At 71.0% G+C, this 24891-nt stretch carries 28 protein-coding genes; 16 read left to right on the forward strand and 12 right to left on the reverse strand.

Features of this window, described 5'->3' with window-relative positions; translation table 11 throughout:
* Positions 1-191: 191 nt before the first annotated feature.
* The 5 genes from HY68_RS20835 to amaP are packed head-to-tail and all read left to right on the forward strand — an operon-like array spanning position 192 to position 2536.
* Complete coding sequence (locus tag HY68_RS20835) at positions 192-668, forward strand: Asp23/Gls24 family envelope stress response protein (RefSeq protein ID WP_041996718.1); 477 nt, start codon at positions 192-194, stop codon at positions 666-668.
* Between the two features lie 42 nt (positions 669-710).
* A complete protein-coding gene (locus HY68_RS20840; protein ID WP_041991053.1) occupies positions 711-902 on the forward strand; it encodes a hypothetical protein in 192 nt (63 codons plus the stop codon).
* Between the two features lie 5 nt (positions 903-907).
* Positions 908-1255, forward strand: a complete 348-nt coding sequence (locus HY68_RS20845; RefSeq protein WP_107070202.1) for an Asp23/Gls24 family envelope stress response protein — start codon at positions 908-910, stop codon at positions 1253-1255.
* Positions 1252-1953: a DUF6286 domain-containing protein gene (locus HY68_RS20850; RefSeq protein WP_107070112.1), complete on the forward strand. Its 702-nt coding sequence runs from the start codon at positions 1252-1254 to the stop codon at positions 1951-1953. Before HY68_RS20845 ends, HY68_RS20850 begins: the two co-directional genes overlap by 4 nt.
* A gap of 4 nt (positions 1954-1957) precedes the next feature.
* On the forward strand, positions 1958-2536 hold the full coding sequence (gene amaP, locus HY68_RS20855) for an alkaline shock response membrane anchor protein AmaP (protein WP_041991056.1): 579 nt from the start codon (positions 1958-1960) through the stop codon (positions 2534-2536).
* 51 nt (positions 2537-2587) lie between these two features.
* Here the strand turns inward: amaP and HY68_RS20860 are convergent, their stop codons facing one another.
* Positions 2588-3418, reverse strand: coding sequence for a helix-turn-helix transcriptional regulator (locus tag HY68_RS20860; protein ID WP_041991058.1), 831 nt, complete (start codon positions 3416-3418; stop codon positions 2588-2590).
* 101 nt (positions 3419-3519) lie between these two features.
* Here HY68_RS20860 and HY68_RS20865 point away from each other — a divergent pair, with 101 nt between their 5' ends.
* On the forward strand, positions 3520-4227 hold the full coding sequence (locus HY68_RS20865; RefSeq protein WP_041991060.1) for an SDR family NAD(P)-dependent oxidoreductase: 708 nt from the start codon (positions 3520-3522) through the stop codon (positions 4225-4227).
* A 56-nt stretch (positions 4228-4283) separates the two neighbouring features.
* Here HY68_RS20865 and HY68_RS20870 read toward each other — a convergent pair whose 3' ends face one another.
* The 4 genes from HY68_RS20870 to HY68_RS20885 form a co-directional block, all read right to left on the reverse strand.
* On the reverse strand, positions 4284-5039 hold the full coding sequence (locus HY68_RS20870; protein ID WP_041991062.1) for an SDR family oxidoreductase: 756 nt from the start codon (positions 5037-5039) through the stop codon (positions 4284-4286).
* A gap of 5 nt (positions 5040-5044) precedes the next feature.
* Positions 5045-6829, reverse strand: coding sequence for a glycoside hydrolase family 15 protein (locus HY68_RS20875; protein WP_041991064.1), 1785 nt, complete (start codon positions 6827-6829; stop codon positions 5045-5047).
* Between the two features lie 43 nt (positions 6830-6872).
* The gene (locus tag HY68_RS20880; RefSeq protein ID WP_041991066.1) at positions 6873-7670 is read right to left on the reverse strand and encodes an SURF1 family protein; all 798 of its coding nucleotides are present in this window, start codon (positions 7668-7670) and stop codon (positions 6873-6875) included.
* A 141-nt stretch (positions 7671-7811) separates the two neighbouring features.
* Positions 7812-8804 (reverse strand): DEDDh family exonuclease, encoded by a 993-nt coding sequence (locus HY68_RS20885; protein WP_078863702.1) that lies wholly within the window; start codon positions 8802-8804, stop codon positions 7812-7814.
* Positions 8805-8868: 64 nt separating this feature from the next.
* On the opposite strand from HY68_RS20885, the gene HY68_RS20890 reads away from it, so the two are divergent.
* Positions 8869-9591, forward strand: a complete 723-nt coding sequence (locus HY68_RS20890) for a VIT family protein (protein ID WP_041996724.1) — start codon at positions 8869-8871, stop codon at positions 9589-9591.
* Between the two features lie 56 nt (positions 9592-9647).
* On the opposite strand, the gene HY68_RS20895 is transcribed toward HY68_RS20890, so the two are convergent.
* Entirely contained in the window at positions 9648-11189 is a 1542-nt protein-coding gene (locus HY68_RS20895; protein ID WP_041991070.1) for a S8 family serine peptidase, read from the reverse strand.
* 238 nt (positions 11190-11427) lie between these two features.
* Here HY68_RS20895 and HY68_RS20900 point away from each other — a divergent pair, with 238 nt between their 5' ends.
* The 3 genes from HY68_RS20900 to moaA all read left to right on the forward strand — a co-directional run bounded on the left by HY68_RS20900 (position 11428) and on the right by moaA (position 14643).
* The gene (locus HY68_RS20900) at positions 11428-11841 is read left to right on the forward strand and encodes a DUF485 domain-containing protein (protein WP_078863703.1); all 414 of its coding nucleotides are present in this window, start codon (positions 11428-11430) and stop codon (positions 11839-11841) included.
* Positions 11838-13469 (forward strand): cation acetate symporter, encoded by a 1632-nt coding sequence (locus HY68_RS20905; protein ID WP_041991072.1) that lies wholly within the window; start codon positions 11838-11840, stop codon positions 13467-13469. Before HY68_RS20900 ends, HY68_RS20905 begins: the two co-directional genes overlap by 4 nt.
* A gap of 184 nt (positions 13470-13653) precedes the next feature.
* Entirely contained in the window at positions 13654-14643 is a 990-nt protein-coding gene (gene moaA / locus HY68_RS20910; protein WP_041991074.1) for a GTP 3',8-cyclase MoaA, read from the forward strand.
* On the opposite strand, the gene HY68_RS20915 is transcribed toward moaA, so the two are convergent.
* Positions 14626-14850: a hypothetical protein gene (locus HY68_RS20915; protein ID WP_041991076.1), complete on the reverse strand. Its 225-nt coding sequence runs from the start codon at positions 14848-14850 to the stop codon at positions 14626-14628. The genes moaA and HY68_RS20915 overlap by 18 nt on opposite strands.
* A 268-nt stretch (positions 14851-15118) precedes the next feature.
* Positions 15119-15493 carry a DUF3099 domain-containing protein gene (locus tag HY68_RS20920; protein ID WP_078863971.1) on the reverse strand — a complete coding sequence of 125 codons (375 nt, stop codon included), beginning with the start codon at positions 15491-15493 and terminating at the stop codon, positions 15119-15121.
* Positions 15494-15679: 186 nt separating this feature from the next.
* Here HY68_RS20920 and HY68_RS20925 point away from each other — a divergent pair, with 186 nt between their 5' ends.
* Positions 15680-15958 carry a GlsB/YeaQ/YmgE family stress response membrane protein gene (locus tag HY68_RS20925; RefSeq protein ID WP_041991080.1) on the forward strand — a complete coding sequence of 93 codons (279 nt, stop codon included), beginning with the start codon at positions 15680-15682 and terminating at the stop codon, positions 15956-15958.
* 49 nt (positions 15959-16007) lie between these two features.
* On the opposite strand, the gene tyrS is transcribed toward HY68_RS20925, so the two are convergent.
* The 3 genes from tyrS to HY68_RS20940 form a co-directional block, all read right to left on the reverse strand.
* A complete protein-coding gene (gene tyrS / locus HY68_RS20930; protein WP_041991082.1) occupies positions 16008-17285 on the reverse strand; it encodes a tyrosine--tRNA ligase in 1278 nt (425 codons plus the stop codon).
* A 90-nt stretch (positions 17286-17375) separates the two neighbouring features.
* Positions 17376-18779 carry a metallopeptidase TldD-related protein gene (locus HY68_RS20935; RefSeq protein ID WP_041991084.1) on the reverse strand — a complete coding sequence of 468 codons (1404 nt, stop codon included), beginning with the start codon at positions 18777-18779 and terminating at the stop codon, positions 17376-17378.
* Positions 18776-20299, reverse strand: coding sequence for a TldD/PmbA family protein (locus HY68_RS20940; protein WP_041991086.1), 1524 nt, complete (start codon positions 20297-20299; stop codon positions 18776-18778). Before HY68_RS20940 ends, HY68_RS20935 begins: the two co-directional genes overlap by 4 nt.
* 237 nt (positions 20300-20536) lie before the next feature.
* On the opposite strand from HY68_RS20940, the gene fabG reads away from it, so the two are divergent.
* The 3 genes from fabG to HY68_RS40855 all read left to right on the forward strand — a co-directional run bounded on the left by fabG (position 20537) and on the right by HY68_RS40855 (position 22698).
* Positions 20537-21256: a 3-oxoacyl-[acyl-carrier-protein] reductase gene (gene fabG / locus HY68_RS20945; protein WP_041991088.1), complete on the forward strand. Its 720-nt coding sequence runs from the start codon at positions 20537-20539 to the stop codon at positions 21254-21256.
* Between the two features lie 4 nt (positions 21257-21260).
* Entirely contained in the window at positions 21261-22028 is a 768-nt protein-coding gene (fabI, locus tag HY68_RS20950; protein WP_041991090.1) for an enoyl-ACP reductase FabI, read from the forward strand.
* 202 nt (positions 22029-22230) lie between these two features.
* The gene (locus HY68_RS40855) at positions 22231-22698 is read left to right on the forward strand and encodes a hypothetical protein (RefSeq protein ID WP_241778633.1); all 468 of its coding nucleotides are present in this window, start codon (positions 22231-22233) and stop codon (positions 22696-22698) included.
* Here HY68_RS40855 and HY68_RS20960 read toward each other — a convergent pair.
* Positions 22673-23347 (reverse strand): FadR/GntR family transcriptional regulator, encoded by a 675-nt coding sequence (locus tag HY68_RS20960; protein ID WP_041991092.1) that lies wholly within the window; start codon positions 23345-23347, stop codon positions 22673-22675. The two genes, HY68_RS40855 and HY68_RS20960, sit on opposite strands and share 26 nt — an antisense overlap.
* A 78-nt stretch (positions 23348-23425) precedes the next feature.
* Between HY68_RS20960 and HY68_RS20965 the strand changes: the two genes are divergently transcribed.
* The gene (locus tag HY68_RS20965; RefSeq protein WP_041991094.1) at positions 23426-24724 is read left to right on the forward strand and encodes an MFS transporter; all 1299 of its coding nucleotides are present in this window, start codon (positions 23426-23428) and stop codon (positions 24722-24724) included.
* A 4-nt stretch (positions 24725-24728) separates the two neighbouring features.
* Positions 24729-24845: an SGM_5486 family transporter-associated protein gene (locus HY68_RS46070; RefSeq protein ID WP_277816765.1), complete on the forward strand. Its 117-nt coding sequence runs from the start codon at positions 24729-24731 to the stop codon at positions 24843-24845.
* The last annotated feature ends 46 nt before the right edge of the window (positions 24846-24891 follow it).

The raw sequence follows: 24891 nt of genomic DNA on the forward strand, positions 1-24891 counted from the left end.
GCGCCCAGCGGCAGCAGCCTGCCCAGGCCCAGCCGCTCCCGTACCGCCGCCGTCCATCCGTCGGAGCTCTGCCCGTCGGTGCTCTGCGCAGTCGTCATTGCTCCAGCCTGCCGTATCGGTGGCGCGGGACGCCGTAAGCACACCTAATGTGAGCGATGAAGTCCGAACCGTCAGGAAAGGGACGAATGGCGATGTCAGAGACCACAGCGCGTAACCAGTCGGATTCTTCTGAGCCGTCCGACAGGGCACAGTCCCTGACGAAGCGCGGCGGCGGCCCCGCGGGGACGCGCGGCCGTACCACCATCGCCGACGGCGTGGTGGAGAAGATCGCCGGGCTCGCCGCACGTGACGTGTTCGGCGTGCACGCCATGGGCAGCGGTATGTCCCGCACCTTCGGCGCCGTGCGCGACCGGGTGCCCGGCGGCGGCAAGTCCGTGAGCCGCGGGGTGAAGGCCGAGGTCGGCGAGGTGCAGACGGCCCTCGACCTGGAGATCGTCGTGGACTACGGCGTGGCGATCGCCGACGTGGCCCGCGAGGTGCGCGAGAACGTGATCTCCGCCGTCGAGCGGATGACCGGGCTTGAGGTCGTCGAGGTCAACATCTCGGTCAGCGACGTGAAGCTGCCCGACGAGGAGGACGACGACGACCAGGAGTCACGGCTCCAGTAACGGGCGGGCGGCGTGGCTGAGCGCGGACGACAGGAGATCAGGATGAGTATGGCGATGGTCGGCCTGTTGGCCGGAATGGCTCTCGCGTTCGCCGGGTACTTCGGCGGGTTCGGTGCCTTTGTGCTGGTGGCCGCTCTGGGGGCGATCGGATATGTGGCAGGCCGGTTCGCCGACGGCGATCTGGAACCGGGCGACTTCTTCCGCAGTCGCGACCGCGACGACCGGCGGCGGTGACGCGCGTGGCCGTTGACCGGGTGGCACCCGCCGAGCGCGGAGCGACCGCGATCGCCGACCGGGTGGTCGCGAAGATCGCCGCGCAGGCGGCGCGCGAGGCGCTCGACGGCGTGCCGGACGACGCGGAGCCGCCGCACGCCACGGTGTCGGTCAAGCACGACACCGCCCGGGTGCGGATCGGCGTCGAGCTGGACTACCCCTGCGACATCGGCGCGCAGTGCGGCGCCGTACGGCACCAGGTCGCCGAGCGCGTGCACACGTTGGCGGGGATGGAGGTGCCCGAGGTGGCGGTACGGGTGGAGCGGCTGCACTCCGTGCACTCCCGTGGCGTGGAGAACGGGAGGATCCGATGAGCGAGCGAGCGGCCGAAGAGGGCCGGTCGGCGTCCGCCACGCGGTACGACCCGTCGCGGCCGGACGGACCGGACGGACCGGAAGGCGCCGGCGGCCAGGGCGGGCCGGGCGGGCCCGACGGCCTGGACGAAGGCGCGACCGCCGCGACCAACGCGAAGGCGGGCCGCTTCTGGTCGGCGCGCCGGGTGCCCGCGGCCATCGTGGCGGCGATCCTGCTCGGCGCTTCCGGGCTGCTGCTGTACGACGTCGTCGCCGTACGGGCGGGCCGTCCCGCGATGTACTGGCGGCGCGAACTCGCCAAGAAGCTCGCCCAGGAGCACCTGGACGACACCTGGGCACTGGTCGGCGCCGGTATCGCGATGGCGCTCGGCCTGTGGCTGCTCGTACTCGCCCTCACCGCGGGACTGCGGTCGCTGCTGCCGATGCGGCGCGGCTCCACCCAGGTGCGGGCCGGCATCGACCGGGACGCGGCGGCGCTGGTGCTGCGCGACCGGGCGATGGAGGTCTCCGGTGTCCAGTCGGTACGGGTCAAGATGAAGCGCCACAAGGTCAAGGCCCGCGCCCAGTCGCACTTCCGTGAACTCGACGACGTACGGGCCGACCTGGACGACGCGCTCGGCGCGGGCGTCGACGAACTCGGCCTGGCGAAGCAGCCGGGACTCAAGCTCCATGTCCGCAGGCCCAAGAAGAAGGGGTGACCGGATGCTCCGGCTGGTCAACCGTGTACTGCTGGGCCTCGTCGGCCTGGTGCTGCTCTGCGGAGGCGGCATCGTCGTCGCGCGGGGCGCGGACTGGTCCGTACCGTCCTGGTGGCCCTACTCCGGCAAGCACGACGTCCTGCTGAGCCACGCGGACCGCTACCGCTGGCGCGACCAGGGCTGGTGGTGGCCGGTCGTCATCGCGGTGCTGGCGGTCGTGCTGCTGCTCGCGCTGTGGTGGCTGCTGACGCAGCCGCGTCGCGCCAGGCTGGGCGAGCTGCTGGTCGACAGCGGGGACGGCGAGGGCGCGGTGCTGCGTGGCCGGGCGCTGGAGAACGTCCTGGAGAACGAGTCACAGTCGCTGGACGGCGTGGCCCGCGCCCGGGTCCTGCTGACGGGCCGCCGCCGAACCCCCGCCGCGCGGGTACGACTCCTGCTGCAACCCCACGCGTCCCCGGGCGAAGCGCTCCGGCGTCTGACGACGGAGGCGGTGGCCAACGCCCGCGACTCGGCGGGCCTGGACGAACTCCCCACGGAGGTCCGGCTCAAAGCGGCGAAACACCACGCGGACCGCGTGACGTAACGCGACGAGTCGCCGTCCGGGCGACGTGGCCGACGTGGGGCCGGGCGCGGGCTAGCCGACCAGGCTCTGCGTGCCCAGGACGCCCAGCAGCGCCAGGCGTTCGGCGTCCGCCGTGCCGGGTTCGGCCGTGTAGATCATGATCCGGACGTCGCTGCCCGCGACGCTCAGCACGTCGCAGTCCAGGGTCAGCGGGCCCACCCGCGGATGGTCGACGGTCTTGCGTGACGCCTCGATGTGGGCCACCGCGCCCGCGTCCCAGAGTTCGGCGAACCGGGCGCTGTTCGCGCGCAGTTCGGCGATCAGCCGGCGCAGCCGCTGGTCCGCCGGGTAGCGGCTCTGGGCCGCGCGCAACTCCGCGACCTGCGCCGTCTCCAGTGCGCGCAGCGACTCGGGGGTGTGGCGTACGCGGCTGCCCGAGCCGAGGAAGTTGCGCCACACGCCGTTGCGTTCGTCGCCGCGTCGCTCGCCCATCAGCGCCGTGTACAGCGGATTGGCCAGCAGCTGTGTCCAGCTGGCGTCGAAGACCGCGACGGGCGTCCCGGCCAGCCGGTCCAGCAGACGCTGGACGCTCGGTGTGAGGTACGCCGGTACCGTGCCCTGCCCCGGCGGTACGAGTCCGGCGGCGTGGAACAGGTGCTCGCGCTCCGGACCCGACACGCGCAGGGCCCTGCCCAGGGCCTCGACGACCTGTTCCGACGGGTTGGCCGCCCGGCCCTGTTCGAGGCGGGTGACGTAGTCGACGGAGATCCCGGCCAGCAGCGCCAGCTCCTCGCGGCGCAGCCCGGGAGCGCGCCGGTGCTCCCCGGCGGACAGCCCCGCCGCCTCGGGCGGGACCCGGTCCCGCCAGCGCCGTACCGTGCGACCGAATTCAGTGGTGGCCATGAGACCACTGTGCACCGCCGGAGTCGGATCGTCCTGGTACCAGCAGTCCCAGGAAGACCGGACTGCTGGCTGACCTCCCGGGCGCGGCGCATGGTGGAGCTATGACATCAATACTGATCACAGGAGCGAACAAGGGAATCGGCTTCGAGGCCGCCCGCCAGCTCGTCGCCGCAGGCCACACCGTCTACGTCGGGAGCCGGGACGCCGAGCGCGGCCGGCAGGCCGCCGAGCGGCTGGGCGCGCGTGCGGTCCAGCTCGACATCACCGACGACGCGTCCGTCGCCGCAGCCGTGAAGACCGTCGAGGCGGACGGAGGCCTTGACGTACTGGTCAACAACGCAGGCGTCGAGGAGCGGGGCGAGAACAACGTCGTGATCGGCCCCGCCGACGTGACCGCCGACCTCATGCGCACGACGTTCGAGACGAACGTCTTCGGCACGGTCCGCGCCCTGCACGCCTTTCTGCCGCTGCTGGAGCGTTCCGCCGCGCCCGTCGTCGTCAACGTCAGCAGCGGCCTCGGCTCGATGACCCAGGTCACCGACCCCAGCGGTTTCACCTACGCCTACCCGGGCGTCGCCTACCCGGCGTCCAAGACCGCCGTCAACATGATCACCGTGCAGTACGCGAAGGCGTTCCCGCACATCCGGATCAACGCGGTGGACCCCGGCTTCACCAAGACCGACCTGAACGGGAACACCGGCGTCCAGACCGTCGCACAGGGCGCCGAGGTCATCGTGCGCATGGCGCAGACGGCCCCCGACGGGCCCACCGGCGGCTACTTCGACGCCAAGGGCAGCATCAGCTGGTAGCTGGTAGCTGGTAGCAGGGATCAGCAAGGGCCGGCGCGGATCAGCCGGAAGCGGCCTCAGTAGCCGTGCCTCGCGCCGCCGTCCACCGGCACCATCAGACCCGTCAGATACGACGCCGCCGGTGACAGCAGGAACGCGGCCGTCCTGCCGAACTCGTCGGCGGTGCCGTACCTGCGCAGCGGGATACGCGCCTCCTGCGCGGCCTTCGCCGCCGCCGGGTCACCGCCCAGCGCGTCGAGTTCGCGCACCCGGTCCGTGTCGATACGGGACGGCAGCAGCCCGACCACCCGGACACCGCGCGGACCGACCTCGTCCGCCAGGGACTTCGCGAACCCCGCGAGCCCCGGGCGCAGTCCGTTGGAGATCGTCAGACCGGGGATCGGCTCGTGCACGGAGCCCGACAGCACCAGCCCGACGACACCGCCCTCGCCCAGCTCCCCGGCCGCCGTGCGGGCCAGCCGTACCGCGCCGAGGAAGACCGTCTCGAACGCCGTCCGCCACTGCTCCTCCGTGGTGCCGGCCGCGGAACCGGGCGGCGGGCCGCCGACGCTGATCAATACGCCGTCGAAGCGGCCGAACCGCTCGCGGGCGACATCGATCAGCCGCCGGGCCGCCGCCGGATCGGCGTTGTCGGCTGCGACGCCCAGCGCACCCGCGCCGAGTTCCGCAGCCGCCTCGGCGACCCGCTTGCCGTCCCGCGCCGAGACGACCACCTTCGCCCCGTCGGCGACCAGCGCACGCGCCGTGGCGTGCCCCAGCCCCCGCGAACCACCCGTCACGACATACACACGGTCCCGCAGTCCCAGATCCATGCCGCCTATCCTGCCGTGCCGTCGTCGGCGAGAGCCAGGGCGGTCACCACCAGGCCGATATGGCTGAACGCCTGCGGGAAGTTGCCGAGCTGCCGGCCCGCCGCCGGGTCGTACTCCTCGGACAGCAGCCCCACGTCGTTGCGCAGCGCCAGCAGCCGCTCGAAGAGTTCCTTCGCCTCCGCCGTGCGCCCCGTCATGTGCAGCGCGTCGGCCAGCCAGAACGAGCAGACCAGGAAGGTGCCTTCGGAGCCCGGCAGCCCGTCGGTCTGTGGGCCCGTCGTCGTGTAGCGGCGGACCAGACCCTCGCGGCCCAGCTCAGCCCGTACCGCGTCGACCGTCCCCACCACCCGGGGGTCGTCGGGCGGCAGGAACCCGACGCGGGGGATGAGCAGCGTCGCCGCGTCCAGCTCCGCCGAGCCGTACGACTGCGTGAAGGTGTTGCGCACCGGGTCGAACCCCTTCTCGCACACCTCCCGGTGCACTTCGTCCCGCATGGCGCGCCAGCGCTTCACGTCCCCCTCCAGCGAGGGGTCCGACTCCAGCGTCCGTACGGCCCGGTCCGCCGCCACCCACGCCATCACCTTGGAGTGCACGAAGTGCCGGCGCGGCCCCCGCACCTCCCACAGCCCCTCGTCCGGCTCGCGCCACTTGGATTCGAGGAAGCCCAGCAGACTCAACTGCAGGGCCCAGATGTGCCGCTCGGTGGGGATGCCCGCCGCCCGCGCCACATGGAGGGAGTCCATGACCTCCCCGTACACGTCGAGCTGGAGCTGGTTGACCGCCTCGTTGCCGATGCGTACGGGCGCGGAGCCGGCGAATCCGCTCAGCCACGGCAGCTCCATCTCCGGCAGCCTGCGCTCACCGCCGAGCCCGTACATGATCTGCAGATCCGCCGGGTCGCCGGCGACGGCGCGCAGCAGCCAGTCGCGCCAGGCCACCGCCTCCTCCTGGTAGCCGGCCGCCAGCAGCGCGCCCAGTACGAGCGTCGAGTCGCGCAGCCAGCAGTAGCGGTAGTCCCAGTTGCGGACCCCGCCCATCTCCTCGGGCAGCGAAGTTGTGGGGGCGGCCACGATGCCGCCGGTCGGCGCGTAGATCAGCGCCTTGAGCGTGATCAGCGAGCGCATCACGGCCGCCCGGTGCGGGCCCTCGTACCGGCAGTGCGTGGCCCACTTCTCCCAGTCCTCCAGGCTGTCCGCCAGCTGCTCGAACGGGTCTATGAGCGGCGGGCGTTCGCGGTGCGACGGGTGCCAGGTCATGATGAACGACACCTTCTCGCCCGCGCCGACCGTGAACGACGAACAGGTGCTGTAGTGCTGGCCCCAGGTCTTGACCTCGGGCTCGCTGCGCAGCCAGACGGCGTCCGGTCCCGCGACCGCGACCCGGTGGCCGTCCGAGCGGCGCATCCACGGCACGATCGAGCCGTAGTCGAAGCGCAGCCGCAGCGTGGACGACATCTCGACGGAGCCGCTGACGCACTCGACGATCCGCACGATGTCCGGGGCCACGTCGCGCTGGGGCATGAAGTCGGTGACCCGGACGGTGCCGGTACGGGTCTCCCAGACGGATTCGAGGATCAGCGACTCGCCGACGTAGCTGCGGCTCGTGCAGTCGCCGGCGCCGGTCGGCGCCAGCCGCCAGTGGCCGTTCTCCTCGTCGCCGAGGAGGGCGGCGAAGCAGGCCGCCGAGTCGAAGCGCGGCAGGCACAGCCAGTCGATGGAGCCGTTCCTGCCGACGAGGGCCGCGGTCTGCAGATCGCCGATGAGTGCGTAGTCCTCGATGCGTTGGGTCACGCCTGGGCCTCTTCCCGCCCGACAGGCGGGTTAAGCAGGGACGTTACACAGCGGCCGGGGTGGCGGGCGCCTGTTCGGGGGCGCTTTCGGCGGCGGCTGCCTGCCGGTCGCGCTTCTCGCGCCGTACGAGCACCACCCAGCCGACCGGCACACCCGCGACGAACAGCCACCACTGCACCGCGTACGCCATGTGCGGCCCGATCGAGCTGTGGTCGGGGTCGTGGATCTGCTCGGGGCTGCCGCCGTGCGGTACGGGGGCGGTCTGCGCGATGTAGCCGCCGAGCACCCGGAGCCCGGTGAGCCGCTCCTGCTGCTTGCTGTTGATCAGCATGACCTGGCGCGGCGGCAGACCGCTGACGTCCTTGATGCCGCTGGCCGCCGTCGTCTCGTCACCCTGGAGCAGCCCCGTGACGGTGACCACACCCTTCGGGGTGGCCGGGATCTTGGGGAAGGCCCGCTGGTCGCCGTTGGACGGGATCCAGCCGCGGTTGACGATGACCGCCCGGCCGTCGCGCAGGACGAGCGGGATCAGCACGTGGTAGCCGACCTCGCCGTCGTTGGACGTCCTGCGCCGCACGACGACCTCGTGCGCGGGGTCGTACGTGCCGGTGGCGGTGACCCGGCGCCAGTAGTCGGCCTCGGGCACGGTGTGGCCGGGGGACGTGAGGTCCTGGACGGGGAGGGGCTTCGCCTGGAGGTTGTCCGCTATCAGGGTGTTCTGCGCGACCTTGCTCTCGTGCCGGTGAAGCTGCCAGAAACCCAGCTTGATCATCACGGGGATGAGCACGAGGGCGAGAAGGGTGAGGGTCACCCACTGCCGGGACAACAGGAAGCGGTACACGCCTTCGACGGTACCCGCCGCCGAACGCCCACCGAACGCGGGGTGCCGCCGACGCGCCCGGCCGGGTCAGGGCCGGCCGCCCGAGCGGCTCCGGCCGGACCCGGGCCATCGCCCCCGGACGCGCGCCCGCGCTCCCGTGCGTCAGGCCCTGTCGGACGGGGACTTTCCGCTCGCCGGGGCCACGTCCCGCAGCAGCTGCGTGAACGCCGCCTCGTCGATCACCGGCGTCCCGTACGCCGCCGCCTTGACGTTCTTCGACGTCGTCGACCTCGGGTCGTTGGTGACCAGCAGGCTCGTCAGCCGGGACACGCTCGTCGCGACATGCAGGCCCGCTTCGACCGCGCGGTCCTCCAGCAGCTCCCGGTCGACGGACGTGTCGCCCGAGAACGCCACACGCATGCCCTGCGTCAGGGGACCGCCCGGCTCGTACCTGCCCGGGTTCGGGTACGGGCACGTGGGGCGTTTGCGGGAGGGGCGCCAGCTCGTCTGCTGACGGTACGACGGCTGGTAGCCGACCCGGGGCCGGGCCGGGGCGTCCGACCACTCGGTGAGCGGCAGACACTCCAGCAGCGGCAGCCGTACGCCCGTCCTGGCCGCGGTGAGCAGGCTCGGCCGGAACGCCTCGGCGAGCACCCGGGCGTCGTCCAGCGCGTGGTGCGCGCGCTGCTGGACGACGCCGAAGTGCGCGGCCAGCGACTCCAGTTTGTGGTTGGGCAGCGGCAGCGCCAGCTCCTTGGAGAGCGCGATGGTGCACAGCCGCTGCCGGGTCGGCGCCGTACGCCCCGCCCGCGCGTACTCCCGCGCGATCATCGACCAGTCGAAGATCGCGTTGTGCGCGACGAGCACCCGTCCTTCGAGCCGCTCCGCGAACTCCGCCGCGATCTCGGGGAACAGCGGGGCGCCTTCGAGCACATCACTCGTCAGACCGTGGATCCATACGGGTCCTGGGTCCCGCTCGGGGTTGACGAGCGTGTACCAGTGGTCCTCGACCTCGCCGCGCGCGTCCAGCCGGTAGACGGCAGCCGACACTATCCGGTCGTCCCGGGCGAGTCCGGTGGTCTCGACGTCCACGACCGCGTAACCCTGGGGGTAGGCGGTCGGCCACGTCGCTGCAGTCGTATGGTCGTCGAGCATGGTCACAGAGAATACGGGCCGCGGCTGACAGTCCGGTCCCCCGGTCGGATGAGACCCTCCCGTGGTGACTGACACGAATCTTGCCAAGTCCGGCGGAGAGCCGCACAACTCGACCCTCGGCTCCCGGCTCAACTGGCTGCGGGCCGGGGTGCTCGGCGCCAACGACGGCATCGTCTCCACGGCCGGGCTCGTGGTCGGAGTGGCCGGAGCCACCGACTCCCGCTCCGCGTTGCTGACGGCGGGACTCGCCGGGCTGCTGGCCGGTTCGATGTCGATGGCGGCCGGCGAATACGTCTCGGTCTCCACCCAGCGGGACTCCGAGAAGGCGGCGCTGGCGCTGGAGAAGCGCGAGCTGCGCGAGCAGCCCGAGGCCGAACTCGAAGAACTCACCGGGCTGTTGGCCGAGCGGGGGCTGTCACGTGAGGTGGCGCGCGAGGCGGCCCGGCAGCTGACGGAGCGTGACGCGCTGCGGGCGCACGCCAGTGAGGAGCTGGGCATCGACCCCGACGACCTCACCAACCCCTGGCACGCGGCGGGCGCGAGCTTCCTCGCCTTCACGGTGGGCGCGCTGCTCCCGCTGCTCGCCATCGTGCTGCCGCCGCACGGACTGCGGCTGCCGGTGACGGTCCTTTCGGTCCTGGCTGCGCTGGCCCTGACGGGCTGGGGGAGCGCCCGGCTCGGCGCCGCGCCGGTCGGCCGCGCCGTGCTGCGCAACATGGGCGGGGGAGCGGTCGCGATGGCGGTCACGTACGCCGCAGGAGCGCTGCTGGGGGCCGCGGGGGCATGAGAACGCGGGCCGCCCCCCGGAGGGGACGGCCCGCGCCTGTGGTGTCCGCCGTGCTGTTACCAGCGCACCGCGTCCAGCGCGTCCACGAGGCCCGCCCCGTAGAAGCCGTTGTACTGCTTGCCGCCCTGGCACACCGCGTCGGCCGTGCCGTCACCGTCGATGTCGTACGGGTCCGGGCAGGCCGTCGCGTCGGCCTCGGCCAGCAGCAGCGCCTTCACCACGGCGGCGGAGGCGTGCGGATGGCGCGACTTGATCAGCGCGGCGACACCGGCGACGTGCGGGGACGCCATCGACGTACCGGCCATGTAGCCCCACGAACCGCCGGGCAGCGGGCCGAGGATGAGCCCGCTGGTGGCCGGGGCCTGCGGCGGCTGGAGTGACGTGCTGTCACCGCCGGGACCGGCGATGTCGATGACGCCGCGTCCGTAGTTGGAGAACGACGACTTCAACCCCTTGGCCCCGGTGGAGGCGACGGTCACCACACCCGGCAACTGGGTCGGGATGTCGAAGCACTTGGACGGGTCGATGTCCCGGCTGCCCGGCGTGGTGTCGTTCGGGCTCGACGGGTCGGTGATCGAGTCCGACGCGAGGTCGTAGCTCTCGTTGCCCGCCGCGGCCACGTTGACCGTGCCCTTGCTCTCCGCGTACCTGCTGGCCCGGGTGATCGCGTCGACCAGGGCCTTCTGGTCCGGGTCGGTGGTGCAGTTGAAGTACCACGGGTCGGTGTAGTAGCTGTTGTTCGTCACGTCGACGCCGTGCTCGGCGGCCCACACGAAGCCGCAGACGACGGCCTCCGTGTAGAAGAAGCCCTCCGTCGTGGCGACCTTGATGCCGGCCACCTTCACACCCGGCGCGACACCGGTGACGCCGATGCCGTTCTTCGCCGCGGCGATCTCGCCCGCCACATGCGTGCCGTGCGGGCTCTCCGCCGCGCTCGGCCGCCAGGCGCCGTCAGCCGTGTTGGGCTTGCCGCCCACACAGTTGACCGATGCCTTGCGGTCGAAGTTCGGCGCGATGTCCGGGTGGGTGTCGTCGACACCCGTGTCGATGACGGCGACCGTGACGGCACGGCTGCCGAGCGTCTTCTCGTGGGCCTTGTCCGCCTTGATGGCGGGCAGGTCCCACTGCAGGGGCTCCAGCGGGTCCTGGGCCGCCGTCTTCTTCGCCGTCGCCGCCGCGACCTCCTTGGCGGAGAGCACCTTGGGCGTGTCGGTGTCCGTCGTGGACTGGGCGGGCAGCGGCGCCGTACGGGTGGCACCCGCCGACGAGACGCCCCTGGCCTTGCGGACGGTCGTGGCGAAGGCGGGGTTCTTCGAGGTGACGACCGTGACTCCTATCCGGTCGTACGACGTCACCATCGTGCCGCCGGCTCTGACGATCGCTCTCTTCACCGAATCGGCGGTCGAACGGCCGGTCCCGCTGTTGACGACATAGGTCAGCGCCGGTCCGTCCGCGGCGGGCGCGGCGGCGGCACCGGTGCCCCTGCCCGCCTCCGTCGTCGCCGAGGCCGAAGCGGCGGGCAGGGCGAGCGAAGCGGTGAGCGCCAGACCAGCGGTCAGCGCCAGTACGCGCCGCCGTCCGGAACGCAGATGAGCCATGGGGTCTCCACATCATCCGTCGAACCCTCCCGCGCATGCCGCGCGGGACGGGTGGTGTGCATGACGAGCGAAGTTATCCCCGATCGACCGTGACTCTCAATCATTTCCGGAAGAAAAAGGCCCGGGTTGAACCGGTGCGCCGAGACGGCCGTGCGGTTGGCAGAGGGACGAGTTCCGCTCGCCCGTACCGTCCGCCCGTCCGTAACGCGTCACACCGACGTCACCACGAGGAGAGTCCGTGGCCACCGAAGTACCGCCGCCGCCCGATGGCGGTCAGGACACCAAGCCCGCCGAGGCGACCCCGACCCTGCCCAAACAGGCGGGACCGCCGGCGACAGGCCCCAGCACGGCACAGTTCGTCACGGTGCAGGAGAGCGCCGAGTTCGGCGAACTCCGCCGCACCTACCGCTCCTTCGCCTTCCCGCTGACCGTCGCCTTCATCCTCTGGTACCTGCTGTACGTGCTGCTGTCCAACTACGCGGGCGGCTTCATGGGCACCAAGGTCTTCGGCAACATCAACGTCGCCCTGGTCTTCGGTCTGGCCCAGTTCCTCACCACCTTCCTCATCGCCTGGTTCTACGCGCGGCACGCGGCCCGGAAGCTCGACCCGAAGGCGGACGCCATCAAGTCCCGTATGGAGGCCGACGTATGAGCGCATCGACCCACCTGCAGCTCGCGGCGGCGGCGGACGTCAGTGACCACCGGACACTGATCATCACGCTGTTCGCCGTCATCGTCGCCGCGACCCTCGCCATCACGGTCTGGGCAGGACGGCAGACCAGGAGCGCCGCCGACTTCTACGCCGGCGGCCGGCAGTTCTCCGGCTTCCAGAACGGCCTCGCCGTGTCCGGCGACTACATGTCGGCCGCGTCCTTCCTCGGTATCGCGGGCGCCATCGCGATCTTCGGCTACGACGGCTTCCTCTACTCCATCGGCTTCCTCGTCGCCTGGCTGGTCGCGCTGCTGCTCGTCGCCGAGCCGCTGCGCAACTCCGGCCGGTACACGATGGGTGACGTGCTCGCGTACCGGATGCGCCAGCGCCCCGTGCGGACCGCGGCCGGCGTCTCGACGATCGTCGTCTCGATCTTCTACCTGCTGGCGCAGATGGCCGGCGCGGGTGTGCTCGTCTCGCTGCTGCTCGGCATCACCAGCGACGCCGGGAAGATCGCCATCGTCGCGCTGGTCGGCGTCCTGATGATCTTCTACGTCACCATCGGCGGGATGAAGGGCACCACCTGGGTGCAGATGGTCAAGGCCGTCCTGCTCATCGCGGGCACGATCCTCATCACCTTCCTGATCCTGCTGAAGTTCAACTTCAACCTGTCCGACCTGCTCGGCACGGCGGCGAGCAACAGCGGCAAGGGCTCCGCGTTCCTGGAGCCGGGCCTCAAGTACGGCGCGACGGGCACGTCGAAGCTGGACTTCCTCTCGCTGGGCATCGCGCTCGTCCTCGGCACCGCAGGGCTGCCGCACATCCTGATCCGCTTCTACACCGTGCCGACGGCCAGGGCCGCGCGTAAGTCGGTCATCTGGGCGATCGGCATCATCGGCGCCTTCTACCTGATGACGATCGTCCTCGGCTTCGGCGCCGCTGCCATCCTCAAGCCCGGCGACATCATCGCGTCCAACCCGGCGGGCAACACGGCAGCTCCGCTCGCCGCGCTGGAGATCGGCGGCGGCGGTGACTCCACCGGCGGCGCCGTCCTGCTGGCGGTGATCTCCGCGGTCGCCTTCGCGACGATCCTCGCCGTCGTCGCGGGACTGACGCTCGCCTCGTCGTCGTCGTTCGCGCACGACATCTACGCCAACGTCATCCGCAGGGGCAAGGCGACCGAGAAGGAGGAGATCCGCGCCGCCCGCTGGGCGACCGTCGCCATCGGTATCGTCTCCATCGCGCTCGGCGCCCTCTCCAGGGACCTGAACGTGGCGGGGCTCGTCGCGCTCGCCTTCGCCGTCGCCGCTTCGGCGAACCTGCCGACGCTCCTCTACAGCCTGTTCTGGAAGCGCTTCACCACCCAGGGCGCCCTGTGGTCGATCTACGGCGGTCTCGCCTCGTCCGTCCTGCTGGTGCTGTTCTCGCCCGTCGTCTCCGGCAAGCCGTCGTCGATGTTCCCCGACGTCGACTTCCACTTCTTCCCGCTGGAGAACCCGGGCCTGATCTCGATCCCGCTGGGCTTCCTGCTCGGCTGGCTCGGCACCCTGTTCTCCAAGGAGGAGCCGGACACCGGCAAGTACGCCGAGCTGGAGGTCAAGTCGCTCACCGGGACCGGAGCCCAGTAGCCCCTTCCTGGTCACCGTCCTGACCAGCGGAAACAGCCCACCGGCGCGGCCGTGTCGTAGAGACCTACGACACGGCCGCGCCGTTCCTTGTGGCAAGCGGGGCAAGAGCGATGTCGGTGCACTGACGTAGTCTCGAAAGTGACCTGATCCATTGGAAGGTCACCGAAATGGGAGGGAGGCCGCCATGCTCATCGACACCTATGGCCGCGTGGCCACCGACCTGCGCGTCTCGCTCACCGACCGCTGCAATCTGCGGTGCACGTATTGCATGCCCGAGGAGGGCCTGCAATGGCTCGGCAAGTCCGATCTGCTGAGTGACGACGAGATCGTCCGGCTGATCACGATCGCCGTGACCACCCTCGGCATCACCGAGGTCCGCTTCACCGGCGGCGAGCCGCTGCTCAGGCCCGGCCTCGCCGGCATCGTGGAGCGCTGCGCCGCGCTGGAGCCGCGCCCCCGGATGTCGCTGACCACCAACGGGATAGCCCTGGCCCGTACCGCCCCCGCCCTCAAGGCCGCCGGGCTCGACCGGGTCAACGTCTCGCTCGACACACTGCGGCCCGACGTCTTCAAGACCCTCACCCGCCGTGACCGGCACGCGGACGTACTGGCCGGGCTCGAAGCCGCTCAGCGGGCCGGGCTGAACCCCATCAAGATCAACACGGTCCTGATGCCGGGGCTCAACGACGACGAGGCCCCCGAGCTGCTCGCCTGGGCCGTCGAGAACAGCTACGAGCTGCGCTTCATCGAACAGATGCCGCTCGACGCCCAGCACGGCTGGAAGCGGGACGGCATGATCACGGCCGGCGACATCCTGCGCTCACTGAGCGAGCGCTTCACCCTGACGCCGGAGAGCCAGGAGACCCGGGGCGCCGCGCCGGCCGAGCGCTGGATCGTGGACGGCGGACCGCACCGCGTCGGTGTCATCGGCTCCGTCACCCGCCCGTTCTGCGCCGCCTGCGACCGCACCCGGCTCACCGCCGACGGCCAGGTCCGTAACTGCCTGTTCGCCAGTGAGGAGACCGATCTGCGCGCCGCGCTCCGCTCGGACGCGCCCGACGAGGACGTGGCGGCGCTCTGGAAGCAGGCCATGTGGGGCAAGAAGGCCGGCTCGGGCCTCGACGACCCCGCGTTCCTCCAGCCGGCGCGGCCGATGTCAGCGATCGGCGGCTGACTCCTCCCACTCCCGCAGGGTGACGACGTCCTTGAGGAAGCCGCGCACCCCGAGGAACGACGACAGATGCTCGCGGTGTTCGTCGCAGGCCAGCCAGGTCTTGCGGCGCTCGGGAGTGTGCAGCTTGGGGTTGTTCCAGGCGAGCACCCACACGGCGGCGGCGCGGCAGCCCTTGGCCGAGCACACCGGGGCCCCGTCGCCCGTCATGTCAGGGCGGGGGCCGAAGAAACCGAGTGGATCGGAGGAGTCTGGGGAGGTCACACCTCAACCCTAGATGCCGTGCCCCACAGCCCGAAATGGCGACGCCGAGCAGCCACGGGGGGAGCTGCCCGGCGTCGGTCCGTCGCTCCGACGGGGGATGCGGAGCGCCTAAGAAGTATGTCATGGGCAGTCGGGTGCCCGGCACCGGAACTTCGGGATTGATCTGAGCTTTTCCTGAGCTTACGTAGGCCTTGCGATCAGGTCCGTACCAGCGTCACACCACCGGGGCCGACGGTCCCTCACCTTCGGCCGGCTTCGGCTCCACCGGGCCCGCCACCGGCGCGATCATCGGCCGGGTCGGCGCCGTCACGAAGGTCGAAGGCAGCGAGGACGCGTTCTCCCGGCCCCCGTTGGCGATCACCACAGCCACGTACGGCAGCAGCAGCCCCAGCGCCAGCGTGACGATCGCGACGGGCCGCTCCACGTTCCACAACACGGCCGTCAGGATCACCGCGAGTGTCCTGATCGACATCGAGATCACATAGCGCCGCTGTCTGCCGCGCACGTCCTCGGCGAGCCCCGTCCGCGCCCCGGTGATCCGGAAGACCTCGGCGCCGCTCTGCTTCCGCGTCACACCCCACCACCCGATTCCACTGCCGGGCCCCCGGCCGTCCGGGCCTGCCCGCCCCACACGGTACGCCGCGCCGGGCCCGTTCACGAGGGTGGGGCGGAGGTGTGGCCGGACCCGTACGGCGCCGTCCGGCGTGCGCCGTACGGGTCCGCGCCACAGACTGAGCCAGACGTGCGCATCTCGCGCCGGCTGAGGAGGGCGTCCATGAACTGGTTGTGGATCATCATCGTGGGCCTGGTGCTGGGTCTGCTCGCCAAGGCGATCATCCCCGGCAAGCAGCGGATCCCGCTCTGGCTGACCGTCGTCTTCGGCATCCTCGGCAGCCTTCTCGGCAACGCGGCCGCAGGCTGGTTCGGCGTCGCCGACACCAAGGGCATCGACTGGACCCGGCATGTGCTCCAGCTGATCGGCGCCGTCCTCGTCGTCTTCGTCGGCGACATGATCTGGAACTCGATCAGAGGCAACCGGCGACAGCGCGCCTGACCCGCGAGGGCAGGGACACAGACCCGGGGTCACGGGCGGGACAGCGTGGTCAGCCGCCCGTGACCTCGTCACGTACCTCGATCGCCGCCAGGTTCTTCTTGCCCCTGCGCAGCACCAGCCACCGGCCGTTCAGCAGCTCCGCACGGTCGGGCACGGCCTCGGCGTCCGCCACCTTCACGTTGTTCACGTACGCCCCGCCCTCCTTGACGGTGCGCCGCGCGGCCGACTTGCTCGGCGCGAGACCCACCTCGGTGAAGAGGTCCACCACCGGGCCGAGTTCGGCCACGGTCGCCCTCGGCACCTCGGAGAGCGCCGCGCTCAGCGTCGCGTCGTCCAGCTCGTCGAGCTGCCCCTGCCCGAACAGCGCACGGGAGGCGGCCACCACGGCGGCGCACTGCTCGGCGCCGTGCACCAGCGTCGTCAGCTCCTCGGCCAGCGCCCGCTGCGCGGCACGCGCCTGCGGGCGCTCCCGGGTCAGCTCCTCCAGCTCCTCGATCTCCGTGCGCGAGGCGAAGCTGAAGATCCGCAGGAACTTGGAGATGTCCCGGTCGTCGGCGTTCAGCCAGAACTGGTAGAAGGCGTACGGCGTCGTCATCTCCGGGTCGAGCCAGATGGCGCCGCCCTCGGTCTTGCCGAACTTCGTGCCGTCCGCCTTGGTGATCAGCGGGGTGGCCAGCGCGTGTGCCGAAGCGCCCTCGACCCGGTGGATCAGGTCGATACCGGCCGTCAGATTGCCCCACTGGTCGCTGCCGCCGGTCTGCATCGTGCAGCCGTACTCCTGGAACAGCTTCAGGAAGTCCATGCCCTGGAGGATCTGGTAGCTGAACTCCGTGTAGCTGATGCCCTGGTCGGAGTTGAGCCGGCGCGCCACCGCCTCCTTCGCGATCATCTTGTTGACCCGGAAGTACTTGCCGATGTCGCGCAGGAACTCGATCGCGGAGAGCCCCGACGTCCAGTCCAGGTTGTTCACCATGGTCGCCGCGTTGGGACCCTCGAACGAGAGGAACGGCTCGATCTGCCCCTTGACCCGCTCGACCCAGTCGGCGACGGTCTCGGGCGCGTTCAGCGTCCGCTCCGCCGTGGGCTTGGGGTCACCGATCAGCCCGGTCGCCCCGCCCACCAGCGCCAGCGGGCGGTGGCCCGCCTGCTGGAGCCGCCGGATGGTGAGGATCTGCACCAGGTTGCCCAGATGCAGGCTCGGCGCCGTGGGGTCGAAACCGCAATAGACCGTGACGGGGCCGTCCGCGAACGCCTTGCGCAACGCGTCCTCGTCAGTGGATACGGCGATCAGGCCGCGCCACTGAAGCTCGTCGACGATGTCCGTCACGGGTCTCGTGTCTCCTCTGGTGAGTGCCGAAGCGATGGAGCGATGCCTACCGGCGGCGCGAAGGGCGCGCCGACGTCCAGTGTATTGGGGTCACACCCCCTGGCTGACCGAGCTCATGTTGAAATCGGGGATCCGCAGGGCGGGCATCGCCGCCCGGGTGAAGTAGTCGCCCCATTCACGCGGCAGCGTCTTCTCGGTACGGCCCGCCTCGGTGGCCCGCGACAGCAGACCGACCGGCGACTCGTTGAACCGGAAGTTGTTCACCTCGCCGACGACCTCGCCGTTCTCGACGAGATACACCCCGTCCCTGGTCAGCCCGGTCAGCAGCAGCGTCGCCGGATCGACCTCGCGGATGTACCACAGGCACGTCAGCAGCAGCCCGCGCTCCGTGGCGGCGACCATCTCGTCCAGCGAGCGCTCACCGCCGCCGTCCAGCACCAGATTGCCGATGCCGGGCGCCACGGGCAGCCCGGTCAGCGCCGCGCTGTGCCGGGTGGTGACCAGGTGTTCCAGACGGCCGTCCTTGACCCAGTCCGTCGCCGACAGCGGCAGACCGTTGTCGAAGACCGAGGCGTCGTCGCCCGAGGCGTGCGCCAGCACGAACGGCGCCGACTCCAGGCCGGGCTCGTCCGGGTCGCTGCGCAGTGTCAGCGGCAGCTCGGAGAGCGTCTCCCCGACGCGGGTGCCGCCGCCGGGGCGGGAGAAGACCGTACGGCCCTCGACCGCGTCGCGCGCGGCGGCCGACCAGAGCTGGTAGATCAGCAGGTCGGCCACGGCGGTCGGCGGCAGCAGCGTCTCGTAGCGGCCCGCCGGCAGGTCGATCTTCCGCTCGGCCCAGGCCAGCCGCTTGGCCAGCTCGGCGTCGAGCGCGCCCGGGTCGACGTCCTTGAAGTCGCGGGTGGCGCGGCCCGCCCAGGCGGAGCGGGTGCGGTCGGGCGACTTGGCGTTCAGCTCCAGCGTGCCGTTGGGCTGGTCGTGCCGTAGCCGTACGCCCGTCGACGTACCGAGGTAGGCCGACGACAGCTCGTGGTTGGCGAAGCCGTACAGCTCACGGCCGCCCGCGCGGGCCCGCGCGAAGGCCTCGCCGAGGGCGGGCGCGAAGTCGGCGAAGACCGCTGACGTCGTCTCGACGGGCGCGTCCGTGAAGTCGCCCGAGGCCTCTCCCGCGGCGACGAGCGGGGTGGCGTCCTCGGCGGGACCCGCGCCGCGCGCCGCCGCCTCGGCGGCCCGTACCAGCGGCTCCAGGTCGTCGGCGGTCACCGCGGAGCGCGAGACGACACCGGAGGCGGTGCCCTCGGCGCCGTCCACGGTCGCGATGACGGTGAGCGTACGGCCGCGGGTGACCCCGTTGGTGGTGAGCGCGTTGCCCGCCCAGCGGAGGTTGGCCGACGAGTGCTCCTCGGCGATGACCACACACCCGTCGGCCGTCGACAGGCCGAGAGCGCGCTCGACGATCTCGTGCGGCTTGCTGACGCCGCTCGTGGCTGCCTTCATCGCCCTGCCTCCTGCGTGGTGTTGAGGATGTTCACGCCGCGGAACAGCGCCGAGGGGCAGCCGTGCGAGACCGCGGCCACCTGGCCCGGCTGGGCCTTGCCGCAGTTGAAGGCACCGCCGAGGACATACGTCTGCGGTCCGCCGACCGCCTCCATCGAGCCCCAGAAGTCGGTGGTCGTCGCCTGGTAGGCCACGTCGCGCAGCTGGCCCGCCAGCTTGCCGTTCTCGATGCGGAAGAACCGCTGCCCGGTGAACTGGAAGTTGTAGCGCTGCATGTCGATGGACCACGAACGGTCACCGACCACATAGATCCCGCGCTCGACCCCGCCGATCAGATCGTCCGTGCCGAGCCCGCCCGGATCGGCCGCCAGCGACACGTTCGCCATCCGCTGCACCGGCACATGGCCGGGGGAGTCGGCGTACGCGCAGCCGTTGGAGCGGTCGAAGCCGGTGAGCTTCGCGATCCTGCGGTCCAGCTGGTACCCGACGAGCGTGCCGTCCTTCACCAGGTCCCACGACTGGCCCTCGACGCCCTCGTCGTCGTACCCGATCGTGGCGAGCCCGTGCTCGGCGGTCCTGTCGCCCGTCACATTCATCACCGACGAGCCGTACGCCAGCTTCCCCAGCTGGTCGAAGGTGGCGAACGAGGTGCCCGCGTAGGCCGCTTCGTAGCCCAGCGCCCGGTCCAGCTCGGTGGCGTGACCGATCGACTCATGGATCGTCAGCCACAGGTTGGACGGGTCGACGACCAGGTCGTACGTCCCCGCCTCGACGCTCGGCGCGCGCATCTTCTCGGCGAGCAGTCCCGGGATGCGCTCCAGCTCGCCGTCCCAGTCCCAGCCCGTCCCGGTCAGATACTCCCAGCCCCTGCCGACCGGCGGGGCGATGGTGCGCATCGAGTCGAACTCGCCGCTCTTCTCGTCCACGGCGACCGCCGTGAGCTGCGGATGCAGCCGCACCCGCTGCTGTGTCGTGACGGTGCCGGCGGTGTCCGCGTAGAACTTGTTCTCGTGCACGGTCAGCAGCGAGGCGTCCACATGCGTGACGCCGTCGGCGCGCAGCAGCCGGGCGCTCCACTCGGCGAGCAGCCCGCTCTTGTCCTCGTCGGGCACCGTGAACGGATCGATGTCGTACGCCGACACCCACGTCTTCTCGGCGTGCACCGGCTCGTCCGCCAGCTCCACCCGCTCGTCGGAACCCGCCGCCGCGATCACCTTCGCCGACAGCTTCGCCATCGCCACCGCCTGGCCGGCCACCCGGGCCGCCGCGTCCATCGACAGGTCGACACCGGAGGCGAACCCCCAGGCGCCGCCGTGCACGACACGGACCGCGTACCCGACGTCCGTCGAGTCCGCCGAACCGGCCGGCTTGGCGTCCCGCAGCCGCCAGGCGGCGCTGCGTACCCGCTCGAACCGGAAGTCGGCGTGGTCGGCGCCGAGTGCACGGGCCCTGGCGAGCGCCGCGTCGGCCAGCGCCCTCAGCGGCAGGGCCAGAAACGACTGATCTACCTCATGGGGCACTGCGGCCTCTCCTTCGCACGCCCCGGGTCTCGTCCCGGGGACACGTATCCGGCAGTGAATCACGCGAGGCGGCCCGTACGAAGCAGGATTCCGGTCCGTACGGTGAACTCGGCCGGGTGCGGCATCTGTAGGAAACCAACAGGGACCGTACCGAGGGCCTGTCGGTGCCGATTCCTCTCCCGCAGGCCGGTAGCGATAGGTTTTCGCTGTACAGACCGCCGAGGAAAGGGTGATCCGTTGAGCCGCTCGGTTCTCGTCACCGGAGGAAACCGGGGCATCGGCCTCGCCATCGCCCGCGCCTTCGCCGACAACGGCGACAAGGTCGCCGTCACGTACCGCACCGGCGAACCGTCGGCCGAGCTCGTGAAGTCGGGCTGCCTGCCCGTACGTTGCGACATCACCGACGCCGAACAGGTGGAGCAGGCATACAAAGAGATCGAGGAGAAGCACGGTCCCGTCGAGGTGCTGGTGGCCAACGCCGGTATCACGAAGGACCAGTTGCTGATGCGGATGAGTGAGGAGGACTTCACCTCCGTCCTCGACACGAACCTCACCGGCACCTTCCGCGTCGTCAAGCGCGCCAACCGCGCGATGCTGCGGGCCAAGAAGGGCCGGGTCGTCCTGATCTCGTCCGTCGTGGGGCTGCTCGGCTCGGCGGGGCAGGCCAACTACGCCGCCTCCAAGGCCGGTCTCGTCGGTTTCGCCCGCTCGCTCGCCCGTGAGCTGGGTTCGCGCAACATCACCTTCAACGTCGTGTCGCCGGGCTTCGTCGACACCGACATGACGAAGGTGCTCAGCGACGAGCAGCGGGCGGGCATCGTCTCGCAGGTGCCGCTCGGCCGCTACGCGCAGCCGGAGGAGATCGCCGCGACGGTGCGGTTCCTAGCCTCCGACGACGCCTCGTACATCACTGGAGCCGTCATTCCCGTTGACGGCGGATTGGGCATGGGTCACTGATCACATGAGCGGAATTCTCGACGGAAAGCGCATCCTCATCACGGGTGTGCTGATGGAGTCCTCCATCGCCTTCCACGCCGCCAAAGTGGCCCAGGAGCAGGGTGCCGACGTCATCCTGACGGCCTTCCCGCGGCCGACGCTCACCGAGCGCATCGCCAAGAAGCTGCCGAAGCCTGCCAAGGTCATCGAGCTGGACGTGACCAACGCCGAGCACCTGGAGCGGCTGGCGGGACTCGTCAGGGACGAACTCGGTTCGCTGGACGGCGTCGTGCACTCCATCGGCTTCGCCCCGCAGGACGCCCTCGGCGGGAACTTCCTCAACACGCCGTTCGAGTCCGTCGCCACGGCGATGCACGTCTCCGCGTTCTCGCTGAAGTCGCTCACCATGGCGTGCCTTCCGCTGATGAGCGCGGGCGGCTCGGTCGTGGGACTGACCTTCGACGCGCAGTACGCCTGGCCGCAGTACGACTGGATGGGCCCGGCCAAGGCGGCGCTGGAGGCCACCTCCCGCTACCTCGCCCGCGACCTCGGCGAGCGGGACATCCGCTGCAACCTGATCTCGGCGGGGCCGATCGGCTCCATGGCCGCCAAGTCCATCCCGGGCTTCGGCGAGCTGGCCGACGTGTGGAACCACCGCTCCCCGCTGGCGTGGGACATGGCCGACCCGGAGCCGGCCGGACGCGGCATCGTCGCGCTGCTGTCGGACTTCTTCCCGAAGACCACGGGCGAGATCGTGCACGTCGACGGCGGCGTCCACATGATGGGTGCCTGACCCCGCACCCGCAGGAAACCCCGCGCACCCCGGCCGGGTGACCGTCCCACCGGACGGTCACCCGGCTTCCGTATGTCACGGACCGTGTCCGTCCGAGTCGAAAAGCGCACGGATTCCCCGCACACTGAACGAACCGGATCATTTCGGGCCGGGTCGTTCCGGGTTCCGTCGTTCCGGGCATCGCGGGGGAGGAGGTCCGAGCATGCGTGCGCTACGCCGACGTACCGCGGCTCTCACCACGGCCGCCCTGATCACCGCCGGATTCGCCGTCTCCTCCGAGGTGCGGCACGCCACGGCGCCCACCGCCGCCTCGGGCCCTGCCGCGGCCCCGGCGGCGGACCGGCCGGACCACGAGAGGTACCGGGCCAGCTGCCGCACCCAGATCCACGGCTCGCACGCCGTCGCCTACTGCCACAACCCGTACCCGGAGACCGACCGGGTGAGCCTGCACGTCGAATGCGCCCGCTGGTGGGACATCGACGCGGACAGCGCGCCCGTCACGATCGGCGCCGCCGGGTACGTCCAGCTCACCGACCGGTGCTGGAAGGAGATCCGCTCGGCGTGGGTCAGTCATGAACCGGTCGGACCGGGGAAGCCCGGCAAGACCGGAAAGCCCCGTAAGGCCGGCAAGCCGGACAAGCCCGTCAGACACGCTCACGCAGACAGCTGAAGGCGTGCCCCGCCGCCTCGCGCCCCGCCGTCTCCACATCACCCGCGTGGATCGCCTCGACCAGCCGCGCGTGGTCCAGCAGGTCCTCGGCCCGCAGCACCTGGCCCACGTCGTCGCGCAGCGCGCTGCGTACGAGATCGCCCAGGTCCGCGTAGAGCGCGCTCAGCACGTCGTTGTGGGAAGCCGCCACCACCGCCAGATGCAGGGACGTGTCGGCCGCGACGAACTGCTCGGCGTCCCCGGCGGCCCACACCTCCTCCCGGCGCGCCAGCAGGGCGTCCAGCTGCCGCAGATCCCGCTCCGTACGGCGCTCGGCGGCCAGCCTCGCCGCTGACGCCTCCAGCGTGGAGCGCAGCTCGGCGACATGGCGCGGATCGGCGCCGGCGAACCTGCGGTGCATCACCCCCGCCAGCTCGCTGGTGGCCGCCACATAGGTCCCCGAACCCTGCCGGATGTCCAGCAGCCCGTTGTGGGCGAGCGCGCGCACCGCCTCCCGGACGGTGTTCCGGGCCACCCCGAGCTGCTCGACCAGCTCGGGCTCGGTGGGGATACGGGAGCCCACCGGCCATTCGCCCGACGTGATCTGGTTCCGCAGCTCCGTGATGACCTGGTCGGAGAGTGCGGAACGCCGGGGAGAGGTCAGCGCCATGGTGCTCCTTGCCTCGATGACGGGAAAGTCTCGCACGGGATTGGACAACCAATCATCCCATGATTCTATGATGGCCGCATGTCCGACGAGATAACGACCGACGAGACCCGGCCCCCGACCCACCGGACCGACCGGGCGAGTGATGTCCCCGCGCCGCACGCCCCGGCCGCCTCGGTATGGCTGACCAGGCTCGTCGTCGTCGGCCTCTTCCTCGCCGCGCTCAACCTGCGCCCGGCCATCACCAGCCTCGGCGCGCTGCTCGAAGACGTACGCGACGGGCTGCACATGAGCGGCAGCGTCGCCGGTGTCCTCACCTCCGTACCGCCCGCCTGCTTCGCCCTCTTCGGCTTCGCCGCGCCCCGCCTGGCCAGGCGCTTCGGTCCCGGCGCGGTCGTCTGCGCCGGGATGCTGGCCATCACGGCGGGCCTGGTGATCCGCCCCTTCGCCGGCGGCACGGCGGCCTTCCTCGCGGCCAGCGCGCTCGCGCTGATGGGGATCGCCGTCAGCAACGTACTCATGCCGGTGATCGTCAAGCGGTACTTCCCCGACCGCGTCGGCACCATGACCGGTCTCTACTCGATGGCCGTCGCCCTCGGCACCGCCCTCGCCGCGGCGGCGACCGTGCCCATGGCCGAAGCCCTCGGCGGCGGCTGGCGCACCGGGCTCGGCATCTGGGTCGTCCCCGCCGTCGTGGCCGTACTGCCCTGGCTCTTCCTCGTACGGGACCGCACCGCAGCCGTCGCACCGGCCGCGCGGCCCGAGAGCACGGCGGACGCCACCCCCGTACCCAGCCTCACCCGCAGCCCCACCGCCTGGGCGATGGCCTGCTTCTTCGGACTGCAGGCCACCGGCGCCTACATCACCATGGGCTGGATGCCGCAGCGCTTCCGCGACGCGGGCATCTCGGCCGGCACCTCGGGTCTGCTGCTCGCCGTGATCATGGTGATGGGCGTGCCGCTGGCCTTCGTGATCCCCCGGCTGGCCACCCGGATGAAGCAGCAGGGCCCGATCGTGGTGGCCCTCGGCGTCTGCGGTCTGATCGCCATCGGCGGCCTGTACGTGGCCCCGGTCGGCGGCGCCTGGCTGTGGGCGGTACTGCTGGGCGTCTCGAACTGCTCGTTCCCGCTGGCCCTGACCATGATCGGCATGCGGTCGCGGTCCGGCGCCGGTGTCGTACGCCTCTCCGCGTTCGTCCAGAGCACCGGCTACCTGATCTCGATCCCGGGCCCGCTGCTGGTCGGAGTCCTCTACCAGCACAGCGGCGGCTGGGGGCTGCCGCTCACGCTGATGGCGGCGCTGCTGGTGCCGCAGATGGCGGCGGGTGTGGTGGCTGGGCGGGACCGGACGATCGAGGACGAATCGCGGGTGCGAGACTGAGCGCATGCCAGTCCTCGACCCGAATCCCCAGAACGGCCAGCAGAAGCTGCTCATCGTGTTCGGCACGATCATCGGCATCATGGTCGTCATCGCCATCATCGCCACCCTGGCGTCGCCGTAATTTTTTGGGGCTCGGTTCGCCTCCGGGGCGCTGCAAGCCACTGTCG

Source organism: Streptomyces sp. AcH 505 (assembly GCF_000818175.1).
In the GTDB taxonomy this organism is placed as follows: Bacteria; Actinomycetota; Actinomycetes; order Streptomycetales; family Streptomycetaceae; genus Streptomyces.

Excerpts from the sequence above, each read along its gene's own strand:
- HY68_RS20835 (WP_041996718.1), top strand. The coding sequence starts at position 192 with ATGTCAGAGACCACAGCGCGTAACCAGTCGGATTCTTCTGAGCCGTCC.
- HY68_RS20840 (WP_041991053.1), top strand. The coding sequence starts at position 711 with ATGAGTATGGCGATGGTCGGCCTGTTGGCCGGAATGGCTCTCGCGTTC.
- HY68_RS20850 (WP_107070112.1), top strand. The coding sequence starts at position 1,252 with ATGAGCGAGCGAGCGGCCGAAGAGGGCCGGTCGGCGTCCGCCACGCGG.
- amaP (WP_041991056.1), top strand. The coding sequence starts at position 1,958 with ATGCTCCGGCTGGTCAACCGTGTACTGCTGGGCCTCGTCGGCCTGGTG.
- HY68_RS20860 (WP_041991058.1), bottom strand. The coding sequence starts at position 3,418 with ATGGCCACCACTGAATTCGGTCGCACGGTACGGCGCTGGCGGGACCGG.
- HY68_RS20865 (WP_041991060.1), top strand. The coding sequence starts at position 3,520 with ATGACATCAATACTGATCACAGGAGCGAACAAGGGAATCGGCTTCGAG.
- HY68_RS20870 (WP_041991062.1), bottom strand. The coding sequence starts at position 5,039 with ATGGATCTGGGACTGCGGGACCGTGTGTATGTCGTGACGGGTGGTTCG.
- HY68_RS20885 (WP_078863702.1), bottom strand. The coding sequence starts at position 8,804 with ATGCTCGACGACCATACGACTGCAGCGACGTGGCCGACCGCCTACCCC.
- HY68_RS20895 (WP_041991070.1), bottom strand. The coding sequence starts at position 11,189 with ATGGCTCATCTGCGTTCCGGACGGCGGCGCGTACTGGCGCTGACCGCT.
- HY68_RS20905 (WP_041991072.1), top strand. The coding sequence starts at position 11,838 with ATGAGCGCATCGACCCACCTGCAGCTCGCGGCGGCGGCGGACGTCAGT.
- moaA (WP_041991074.1), top strand. The coding sequence starts at position 13,654 with ATGCTCATCGACACCTATGGCCGCGTGGCCACCGACCTGCGCGTCTCG.
- HY68_RS20915 (WP_041991076.1), bottom strand. The coding sequence starts at position 14,850 with ATGACGGGCGACGGGGCCCCGGTGTGCTCGGCCAAGGGCTGCCGCGCC.
- HY68_RS20925 (WP_041991080.1), top strand. The coding sequence starts at position 15,680 with ATGAACTGGTTGTGGATCATCATCGTGGGCCTGGTGCTGGGTCTGCTC.
- HY68_RS20935 (WP_041991084.1), bottom strand. The coding sequence starts at position 18,779 with ATGAAGGCAGCCACGAGCGGCGTCAGCAAGCCGCACGAGATCGTCGAG.
- fabI (WP_041991090.1), top strand. The coding sequence starts at position 21,261 with ATGAGCGGAATTCTCGACGGAAAGCGCATCCTCATCACGGGTGTGCTG.
- HY68_RS40855 (WP_241778633.1), top strand. The coding sequence starts at position 22,231 with ATGCGTGCGCTACGCCGACGTACCGCGGCTCTCACCACGGCCGCCCTG.
- HY68_RS20960 (WP_041991092.1), bottom strand. The coding sequence starts at position 23,347 with ATGGCGCTGACCTCTCCCCGGCGTTCCGCACTCTCCGACCAGGTCATC.
- HY68_RS20965 (WP_041991094.1), top strand. The coding sequence starts at position 23,426 with ATGTCCGACGAGATAACGACCGACGAGACCCGGCCCCCGACCCACCGG.
- HY68_RS46070 (WP_277816765.1), top strand. The coding sequence starts at position 24,729 with ATGCCAGTCCTCGACCCGAATCCCCAGAACGGCCAGCAGAAGCTGCTC.